Annotated in this window: 2 protein-coding genes and 2 pseudogenes; all 4 read right to left on the bottom strand. The window is 71.3% G+C overall.

Translation table 11 applies throughout. The annotated features are described in order from the left end of the window. Positions 1 to 806: pseudogene (locus HW578_RS25080) on the bottom strand (class I SAM-dependent RNA methyltransferase); the annotation flags it as partial. Next, complete coding sequence (locus HW578_RS25075) at positions 803 to 1,219, bottom strand: DUF2721 domain-containing protein (protein ID WP_198373421.1); 417 nt, start codon at positions 1,217 to 1,219, stop codon at positions 803 to 805. The gene HW578_RS25075 and the pseudogene HW578_RS25080, both read right to left, overlap by 4 nt. 19 nt (positions 1,220 to 1,238) lie before the next feature. Continuing rightward, on the bottom strand, positions 1,239 to 2,438 hold the full coding sequence (locus HW578_RS25070; protein WP_198373420.1) for an acyl-CoA dehydrogenase: 1,200 nt from the start codon (positions 2,436 to 2,438) through the stop codon (positions 1,239 to 1,241). 94 nt (positions 2,439 to 2,532) lie between these two features. Further along, positions 2,533 to 2,809 (bottom strand): annotated as a pseudogene (locus HW578_RS25065) (DEAD/DEAH box helicase); the annotation flags it as partial.

Genomic DNA, 2,809 nt, shown 5'->3' with positions numbered 1-2,809 from the left:
GCGGCCTCGCCCTCGGGGCTCGCCTGCAGGAAGGCGCCGGGCGGCGGCGGCACCGCCACGCCCGACAGCGCGATGCCGACCTGGCCGAGCTGCGCCGCCACCTCGACCGGCCCGCTGCCGGCCGCCCAGGCGATGCGCGGCAACCCCGCATCGGCCGCGAAGGTGGCGAGCAGGGCGCGTTCCGCCGCCGCAAGGGGGCCATCGGTGCGCAGCAGCAGGTCGGGCCCGGTGTCGAGCAGGTTCACCACCGCCGAGCCTTCGCGGCGCAGCGCCGGCAGGCGCCGCAGCATGGCGCGCAGCGGCGCGACCAGCGCCACCAACCGCGGATCCAGCACCGGGCATTCCGCCAGGTCGATCACGGCGGCGCTGCCGGCGGCGTGGAAGCCGATACGGATGCCGCCCGGCTCGCGCCGCAGCGCCAGATCGGCGCGGCGGCGCCGGCCCATGGGCGTGGTGACGGTCGGCGCGACCGGCGCGGCGGGGAAGCCGGCGCGCGAGAGGGACTCGGCGATCCTGTCGTGCTTCCAGGCGGCCTGCGCGGCCACGGCCCAATGCTGCACCGCACAGCCGCCGCAGCCCTGGTCGAAATGTGGGCAGGCGGGTGTCACGCGCTGCTGGCTCGGTGCGACGACCCGTTCAAGACGGGCGCGCGTGCCCTCCTTGCGTTGCGGGCCGGGGATGGCCAGCACCTCCTCGCTAGGCAGGGTGCGCGGGATGAAACAGGGCGTTCCGTCGGGCAGCGTGGCGATGCCGTCGCCGCCGGCGCCGATCCGCGCGACCTGCAGCCTGAGAGCGGCGTCCGTCACTTCTCGTGGCGCAGCGGCAGGTTGCGGGCCGAAAGCAGCACTTCCCACAGGAAGCACAGCAGCGCCAGGGTCAGGAAAGCCATGGCGGCTACCAGCAGTCCGGCGACATGATTGCCGATGGTCACACCGGCCAGCGGCTCGACGAAGGAGACGATGACCAGCACGCACAGCAGGCAGGCTGCGATGATGGCGAAGGTGATGCCGCGATAGGTCAGGCGCGCGCGCCGCACCAGCAGCCGACGCTCCTGCGGCGGCACCTGGCTCCCCTCGACGATCTCCCGGTAGCGGTCGGCCAAGCGCTGCAGCCGCCCGTTCAGCAGTGTCAGCAGCGCCATGATGCCGCCCAGGATGAAGGCCGGAGCGATCGCAACCTGAAGAGTACGCTCGATCGCGGCGAGGTCGACCGCGCCCATCAGGTGCATCGCCTGCGCCTTATCCGCCGAAGGCGTTCAGCCCGGTCTGCGCACGCCCCAGGATCAGCGCGTGGACGTCGTGCGTGCCCTCGTAGGTGTTCACCGTCTCGAGGTTCATCACGTGGCGGATCACGTGGTACTCGTCCACGATCCCGTTGCCGCCGTGCATGTCGCGGGCCATGCGCGCGATGTCGAGCGCCTTGCCGCAATTGTTGCGCTTGACCAGGGAGATCATCTCCGGCGCCACCTTGTGCTCGTCGAACAGCCGGCCGACGCGCAGCACCGCATGCAGGCCCAGCGTGATCTCGGTCTGCATGTCCGCGAGCTTCTTCTGGATCAGCTGCGTCGCCGCCAGCGGCTTGCCGAACATCTTGCGGTTCAGCGTGTAGTCGCGCGCGCGGTGCCAGCAATCCTCCGCGGCACCGAGCGAACCCCAGGCGATGCCGTAGCGCGCGCGGTTGAGGCACTGGAACGGGCCGGCCAGGGACTTCACGCCCGGCAGGCGGTTCTCCTCCGGCACGAAGACGTCGTCCATCATGATCATGCCGGTGACCGAGGCACGCAGCGAGAACTTGCCCTCGATCTTGGGGAAGGTCAGGCCCTTCATGCCGCGTTCGAGGATGAAGCCGCGCAGCACGCCGTCATCGTCCTTCGCCCAGACCACGGCGATGTCGGCGATCGGCGAGTTGGTGATCCAGGTCTTGGAGCCGCTGACGATGTAGCCGCCATCGACCTTCTTCGCCCGCGTGCGCATGGACGACGGGTCGGACCCCGCATCCGGTTCGGTCAGCCCGAAGCAGCCGACCCATTCGCCGGTGCGCAGCTTGGGCAGATACTTGTCCTTCTGTGCGTCCGACCCGAAGGCGTGGATCGGGAACATCACCAGCGAGGACTGCACGGAGAAGGCGCTGCGATAACCGGAATCGACGCGCTCCACCTCGCGCGCCATCAGCCCGTAGGAGACGTAGCCGACGCCGGCGCAGCCATGGCTGTCGAGCGTGGCGCCGAGGAAGCCCATCTCGCCGAACTCGTTCATGATCTCGCGGTGGAAGTGCTCGTTGCGGAAGGCTTCCTGCACGCGGGGCAGCAGGCGCTCCTGGCAGAACTGGCGCGCGCTGTCGCGGATCATGCGCTCGTCCTCGGTGAGGACGTCATCCAGCAGCAGCGGGTCGTCCCACACGAACTGCGCGCGCGTGACAGGCTTGGTGACGACGTTCATGGCGGTGTCCTCCGGCGTCCGGCCGGCAGGGTGCGCCCCGTTCCGGCCCTCGGGCAATGGCGAAAGCCGGGTGCGTCGCACCCGGCCGGGGGTGTCAGGCGGCTTCTGTCTCCGGCGCCGCCTCGGGCGCGGCGGGGCGCGGGCGGGGCAACGGGATGGTCATGAAGGCCGGCACTGCGTCGCCGAAGCCCTTTACCGAGGGGCCGAGATCCTCGGGGCGGTAGCGGCGCTCGCCGCGCGGCTCGCGGTCACGCTCGCGGCGGGGCTCGCGCTCGGCGCGGGCGGGTTCGGCCGTCTCGCGCTCGATCCGGGCGGAGCGGTCGCGGTCTCGCTCGCGGCGCGGGGCTTCGGCGGCCTCGACGCGGTCGTGC

Source organism: Roseomonas rosulenta (assembly GCF_016106005.1).
In the GTDB taxonomy this organism is placed as follows: domain Bacteria; phylum Pseudomonadota; class Alphaproteobacteria; order Acetobacterales; family Acetobacteraceae; genus Neoroseomonas; species Neoroseomonas rosulenta.
Note: the sequence above shows the minus strand (reverse complement) of the source record. Positions and strands in the feature narration are given on the sequence as shown.